7 protein-coding genes and 1 tRNA gene are annotated in these 6,285 nt (G+C 66.4%); 5 read left to right on the top strand and 3 right to left on the bottom strand.

Annotated elements, in window-relative coordinates; genetic code table 11:
• Positions 1-115 precede the first annotated feature (115 nt).
• Positions 116-319: a helix-turn-helix transcriptional regulator gene (locus tag AC3WLD_RS08435; protein ID WP_492556505.1), complete on the top strand. Its 204-nt coding sequence runs from the start codon at positions 116-118 to the stop codon at positions 317-319.
• A 338-nt stretch (positions 320-657) separates the two neighbouring features.
• Here the strand turns inward: AC3WLD_RS08435 and AC3WLD_RS08430 are convergent.
• Positions 658-734, bottom strand: a tRNA-Pro gene (locus AC3WLD_RS08430).
• A 224-nt stretch (positions 735-958) separates the two neighbouring features.
• On the opposite strand from AC3WLD_RS08430, the gene yajC reads away from it, so the two are divergent.
• The 3 genes from yajC to secF are packed head-to-tail and all read left to right on the top strand — an operon-like array spanning position 959 to position 3,930.
• Entirely contained in the window at positions 959-1,300 is a 342-nt protein-coding gene (yajC, locus tag AC3WLD_RS08425; protein ID WP_492556497.1) for a preprotein translocase subunit YajC, read from the top strand.
• A gap of 25 nt (positions 1,301-1,325) precedes the next feature.
• Positions 1,326-2,930 carry a protein translocase subunit SecD gene (gene secD / locus AC3WLD_RS08420; protein ID WP_492556496.1) on the top strand — a complete coding sequence of 535 codons (1,605 nt, stop codon included), beginning with the start codon at positions 1,326-1,328 and terminating at the stop codon, positions 2,928-2,930.
• Positions 2,931-2,940: 10 nt separating this feature from the next.
• Positions 2,941-3,930, top strand: a complete 990-nt coding sequence (gene secF / locus AC3WLD_RS08415) for a protein translocase subunit SecF (protein ID WP_492556495.1) — start codon at positions 2,941-2,943, stop codon at positions 3,928-3,930.
• Here the strand turns inward: secF and AC3WLD_RS08410 are convergent.
• Complete coding sequence (locus AC3WLD_RS08410) at positions 3,921-5,123, bottom strand: glycosyltransferase (RefSeq protein ID WP_492556494.1); 1,203 nt, start codon at positions 5,121-5,123, stop codon at positions 3,921-3,923. The two genes, secF and AC3WLD_RS08410, sit on opposite strands and share 10 nt — an antisense overlap.
• Positions 5,120-5,692 (bottom strand): helix-turn-helix domain-containing protein, encoded by a 573-nt coding sequence (locus AC3WLD_RS08405; protein WP_492556493.1) that lies wholly within the window; start codon positions 5,690-5,692, stop codon positions 5,120-5,122. The genes AC3WLD_RS08410 and AC3WLD_RS08405 overlap by 4 nt, the downstream gene beginning before the upstream one ends.
• Before the next feature lie 96 nt (positions 5,693-5,788).
• On the opposite strand from AC3WLD_RS08405, the gene AC3WLD_RS08400 reads away from it, so the two are divergent.
• Entirely contained in the window at positions 5,789-6,262 is a 474-nt protein-coding gene (locus tag AC3WLD_RS08400; protein ID WP_492556492.1) for a DUF6456 domain-containing protein, read from the top strand.
• Positions 6,263-6,285: the final 23 nt, after the last annotated feature.

Below are 6,285 nucleotides of genomic sequence, written 5' to 3'. Positions count from 1 at the left end.
CGATCAACCTTGCGCCATCGTGAAAGGGGGTCCCTTTTGCGCGCCGATAGGGGGTCCCGTTTGCACGCCGATTGACAATCGGAGAGCGACACTAGGTCAGCAGCAACCTCTTGCCATGAGGCGATCAATGTCCGTCCCTGAACTGCTGACCTGCAACGAGGTCATGAAACTCACTGGCATTCGAAGCCGCACAACGATCTGGCGCCGAGTGCAAAGCGGGAATTTCCCCTCGCCTATCGACTTCGGTGCAGGGCGAATCCGCTGGACCGCGAGCGACATCAGCGAATGGGTCTCTGCACGTCCCAAGAGACGTTATTGAAGCCAGAGATAGAACCTCGTTTTTACTGAATGGTATAGTCCAATCAGCGAACCCAAGTGCAGCTCCGTCGTCCGATCGACAATAGAACCGCTCCGCCCCACTGCTCTGCAACTCTTCGGGTCGCGACGCCCGCAGATCCCTAAGCCTGCGCAACCTGGAACCTGAGGCCGAAGTTTGGTCCGTTCCAGAGCCGAGCTAAACCAAAAGCAGCGAATCTCGCGCTGCGATCCGTCCCAAGCGGATGCATCCTGTTCCGAAAATCTGCACCACCAGTGCACCACAGGAACCAGAGAGCCTCCCGGAGGAGGTGGAATCTCTCAGCTAAGTGAGTGATTTGTTGGTCGGGACGAGAGGATTCGAACCTCCGACCCCCACACCCCCAGTGTGATGCGCTACCAGGCTGCGCTACGTCCCGACCGGGCCGGCCGAGGCGACGAACGCGCTCGGCTTGGCTGGCGGGGCCTATAGGCAGCGCGTCTGCACTTGGCAAGCGCGGCCATGGCCCCCATCTGCTCGCCGGACAAAACGCCGCGTGCGTTTGCCTTGTTCCCGTTTGGGTGCTAGTCGCCCGCCGCTTGGACCTACCGGGGTGTCGCGTAATGGCGAGGCCCCGGCACGATGAGAGTCTTGCAGCCGATCATGACCGGAATTTCCAGCCTTTCGATGCTCCTCCAGGCCGCTCCCGCGGCGAGCGAGCCGCCCGCGTTCCTCACCTTCCTGCCGCTGATCGGCATGGCGGTGATCTTCTGGCTCCTCATTCTGCGCCCGCAGATGCGCCAGCAGAAGGAGCACAAGAAGAAGATCGAGGGGCTGAAGAAGGGCGATCAGGTGGTCACCGCCGGCGGCCTCGTCGGCAAGGTAATCAAGGTCGATGAGCATTACGTCGATCTCGAACTCGGTCCCAACGTGAAGGTCAAGGCGGTGCGCGCCACGATCGGCGACATCCTCTCGCCGACCTCCACGGCCCCGGCCAACGACTGACGGCAACGGAAAGAGTTTTCACGCGATGCTCGATTTTCCGCGCTGGAAGGTGACGTTCTACTGGCTGGTGACACTCGTCGCCGCCTTCGCCGCGCTTCCCTCGATCACCTCGACCATGGGCCTGCGCTGGCCGGTCGAGGCGGTGTCCCCGAAGGTCAACCTCGGTCTCGACCTTGCCGGCGGCAGCCACATCCTGCTCGAAGCCGACCCCAGCCAGGTCGGTGCGCAGCGGATCGAGGGCATGGAGGAATCGGTCCGCGGCAAGGTCAAGGCGTCCGACAAGAACATCCGCATCGGCGACATCTCGAACCAGAACGGGGCGCTGAGCTTCGTGGTCGAGGACCCGAGCCAGGTCGACGCGGTGCGCGAGCTGATCCTGCCGCTGACCACTGGCGCGGGCATGACCGGCCAGCGCGACTGGGACATCCAGGTCGTCGACGGCAACCGCTTCGTCCTCACCCCGACCAAGGCGGGCATCGACGTTGCGGTAAAGAACGCGATGGAAACCGCGGTCGAGGTCGTGCGCAAGCGCATCGACGCCTTGGGCACCCGCGAGCCGACGATCATTCGTTCCGGCGCGAACAGGATCGTCGTCCAGGTCCCCGGCCTGCAGGATCCCGAAGCGCTCAAGAGCCTGCTTGGCCAGACCGCCAAGCTCGAGTTCAAGTTGGTCGATACCACCGTGCTCCCGTCCGACCTCGCCAAGGGCCAGGTCCCGGCGGGCAGCGAGTTCGTGCCTTATGCCGATCCTGCCGCGTCGGGGTCGCCGGGCATAGCGGTCAAGCGGCTCGGCGGGATCCGCGGCGACCAGCTGACCAACGCCCAGCAGACGAACGCCCAGCAGACGAACGAACCGGTCGTCCAGATCACCTTCAACAACGATGGCGGGGCCAAGTTCGCCAAGCTGACGACCGAGAACGTCAACAAGCCGTTCGCGATCATCCTCGACGGCAAGGTCCTGTCGGCCCCGAATATCAACGAGCCGATCCTCGGCGGCGTGGCGGTTATTTCGGGCAGCTTCACCACCGAAAGCGCCAACCAGCTCGCGATTTCGCTGCGCTCGGGCGCGCTGCCGGTCGATCTCAAGGTCGTCGAAGAGCGCACCGTCGGGCCGGACCTCGGCGCGGATTCGATCCGCAAGGGCATGATCGCGATGCTCGTCGGCACTGCGGCGCTGATGACCTTCATCATCGTCACCTACGGCCGCTTCGGCGTCTATGCCTGCGTTGCGCTGGTGCTCAACGTGATGATGATCCTCGGCATCATGGCGATCGTGAATACGACGCTGACCTTGCCCGGCATCGCCGGTTTCGTGCTGACCATCGGCGCGGCGGTCGACGCCAACGTCCTGATCAACGAACGCATCCGCGAAGAGCGAAAACGCGGGCGGCGCGTCGTCCAGGCGGTCGAGATGGGCTACAAGGAAGCCAGCCGCGCGATCTTCGACGCGAACATCACCAACGTCATCGCCGCGGCGCTGATGTTCATCTTCGGCTCGGGCCCGATCAAGGGCTTCGCAGTCGTCCTCGTCATCGGCATCGTCACTTCGGTGTTCACTGCCGTGACACTCACCCGGATGTGGGTCGCGCAGTGGCTGCGCCGCACCCGCCCGTCCGAAATCAACATCTGAGGGCAGGGCCATGAAACTCCTCAAGCTCGTCCCCGACGATACCAACATCCACTTCCTCAAGTGGCGGCTGCCGTTCTTCATCGTGAGCGGCATCCTCGTCGCCGCGTCGTGGGGGCTGGTGCTGACCAAGGGTCTCAACTTCGGCGTCGACTTCGTCGGCGGCCAGATGATCCGCGCGACGTTCGAACGCAGCGCGGAAGCCCCGGTTGCCCAGCTTCGCAGCGAAGTCGCCAGGCTCGGCTATGGCGATCCGATCATCCAGACCTATGGCCAGAAGAACCAGGTCTCGATCCGGATGAAGCTGCCGGAAGGCTCGGACCACGATCCCGCGCTGTCCGACGCGATGGCCCGCAAGATCACCGCCGACATCAAGCAGAACCACGCCGATGCGCGGATCGACGGTGTCGATTCGGTTTCCGGCAAGGTCTCGGGCGAGCTGGGCTGGACCGCGTTCCAGGCGCTCGGCCTCGCGGCCTTGGCGATCTCGCTCTACATCTGGTTCCGCTTCGAATGGCAGTTCGGCGTGGGCGCGCTGTTCAGCCTCGTCCACGACGTGTCGCTGACCATCGGGATGTTCGCGCTGACCCAGATGGAGTTCGACCTCAACATCGTCGCGGCGCTGCTGACGCTGATCGGCTATTCGCTTAACGACACCATCGTGGTCTACGACCGCATCCGCGAGAACCTGAAGAAGTTCCGCAAGATGCCGATGCCGGAGCTGCTCGACCTTTCGGTCAACGAGACGCTGGCGCGGACGATGATGACCTCGCTGTCGATGCTGATCACGCTGGTGGCGCTGCTCGCACTGGGGCCGGACGTGATCTTCGGCTTCACCGCGGCGATCACGCTCGGCATCTTCGTCGGCACCTATTCCTCGGTCTACATGGCCGCGCCGATCCTGATCTGGTTGAAGGTCACGCCGAAGAGCTTCGTGCCGACCGAAAGCGCGATGGACCGGCAGGAGCGCCTGGCGCGCGAAGGCGGCGGCGCTCAGCCCTGAAGGCCGGCGACGCGCCGCCACGTTTCGGCCAGTTGGGCGGCATTGGCCTCCCAGCTGAACCGGGCGGCGTGCGCGGCGGTTTCTTTCTGTAGCGGCGGATCGGCGAAAAGCTCTCGGACGCCGGTGGCGATGGCTTCCGGCGTACGCGCGACGATGCGTCCGGCGGCAGATGAGGTCACCACCTCGCGCGCGCCGCCGACGTCGGTGATGACCAGCGGGGTCCCGCAGGCGAGCGCCTCGATCCACGCATTGGCGAGGCCCTCGTTCTCCGACGGCAGGACCATCGCGTCGGCGGCGGCGAGGACCACGGCGAGGTCCTGCGGGCCGTAGCTGCCGATGTGGACGCGCTCGGCGACTCCCCGTGCCGAGGCTTGCTCGCGCAGGTTCTGCGCCTCCGGACCGTTGCCGCAGATCAGCAGGTGCGTATCGGGAAGGCTGGCCAGCGCCTCGATCACCAGCGCGTGCCCCTTGAGCGGAATCAGGTTCCCGACCGACACGAGCAGGCGACCCTCGGCGGGTACCCCGTTCGGCGCCCACGAAGCCACCTGTTGTCGCGCCTCCGTCCGGTCGCGAGTGCGGAAAAGCGCGTGGTCGAGCCCGGTATAATGCACGGCGATTTTCTCGCGCGCCATGCCGAGCGCCGCCATGTCCTCCGCCAGCGCGGCGGACACCGAGAGCAGTGCGCTCGCCTTGTCAGCCGCATCCAGCATTGCGCGGCGAGCATGCGACACCTCTCCCCAATGGTGGATATCGGACCCACGCGCCTTGATCGTCAGCGGCAGCCCGAGGGCGTCCGCAACACGCGCAGCGGCCGGGCCGTCGGGGAAGAAGAACTGCGCGTCGACCACGTCGAACGGCTTTTCGGCATGGAGGCGGCGGGCGAGCGGCAGCACTGCGCGGGCGATCAGCCACGCATTGAGGCGCGGGCCCAGGCGGGGAATGCGCGGGTAGCGCGGGTGATGGAGCGGGTAACCGACTCGCGTCTCCCTCTCCGGCACCGCCAGCTCCGCCGCGTTGTGGAACAGCGGGGCGAGGGGGCCGGGCACGATCGGGATCGGGTTCACCACCACGAGCTCCACGTCGCCTCGCGCCGCCACGGCATCGGCTTGACGCTCCACGAAGCGGCCGAAGCCCGGTCGGCTCGGGTTGGGAAACAGCGTCGCGATGCTGAGGACCCGGACGGGCCGCGTCACAGGCGGCGCACCAGCATTTCCGCGACGCCAAGCCACGCCGGGTGATCGACCACCACCTGCCGCCCGCCGGACCCGGGCGGGAGCAGCAGGATTCGGCCGTCGCCATGGTCGATCATCCGCCCGAAGGCGAAGCGCCCGGTGCGGCGGGGCGCGAGGACGTCGCGGTTGAGCGCGCGGGCGAAGTCCTCCGGCCCGATCTCGCGCAGCCAGACCTGGTCGCCGGCGCGGTACTCGCCTGCGCTCGTGTCGACGGCCATGGCCATCAGCCGTGCTTCGCCGGCCAGCTCGGTTGGCAGCACCGCGTCCATCGGCTTGGCCAGCGCTTCCGCCCCGCTTGCCCCGAGGGTGGCGACGAGCCGCGGTGTCGGGCGCTCTTCCGGCGCGACCAGCAGCTGCGGATCGACCCCGAGCGCCGCGCCGATGCGGTTCATCCACACCAGCGAGAGGTTGCGCATCCCGGTCTCGAGCCGCCCGATCGTCTGAGCGGTGGTTGGCGGCGAGCAGCGCGCGGCGACGTCGGCGAGGGTGAGGTTCTTCTGGCGGCGGATGTCGCGGATGCGGTTTATCATCAGGGCGTCCCCTTAACCGATATGGTTTTTCTGCTTTCCTACAAAAGTGTCGTTGGGGCAAGTGCCGAGTCGCCAGCCGGACAAGGGAGACCGCACATGAACCGCATTCTCGTCGAACGCGAACTCACCCCCGAAGGCCCGCGCCGCCGGGGTGCCGCACCGCGACGCGGGCGGAGCGTAACGGTCAACCTCGCCGAATCGCCCCTGACCTGGCTCCACGCGCGCGGCCATCTTTCCGACCGCCAGTTCGAGGCCGGTGAACGCCTCCGCCTGGACTGGGAGCGAGCCCAGCTCAGTCCCGGCACGACCATGCGCTGGGACCCGGTGCGAGTGAAAGGCGGCCCCGACCAAGGCCTCAACGCAACCGAACGCCAGATGGCCGCGAAGTCCCGCTTCGACGGCGCAGTCGGCGCGGCGGGGCGGGGGCTGTCCGACATCCTGTGGCGCGTGGTCTGCGCCGGCGAAAGCCTGCCGGTCGCGGAAAAGGCGCTCGCCTGGCCGGTTCGCAGCGGCAAGCTCGTGCTGGGCCTCGCGCTCGACCGGGTGGCGGAGTTTTACCGGATCGGGTAGGTGCTTCTTCGCCTGCGAAACGA

It is taken from the genome of Novosphingobium sp. FW305-C-111 (assembly GCF_058783565.1).
Note: the sequence above shows the minus strand (reverse complement) of the source record. Positions and strands in the feature narration are given on the sequence as shown.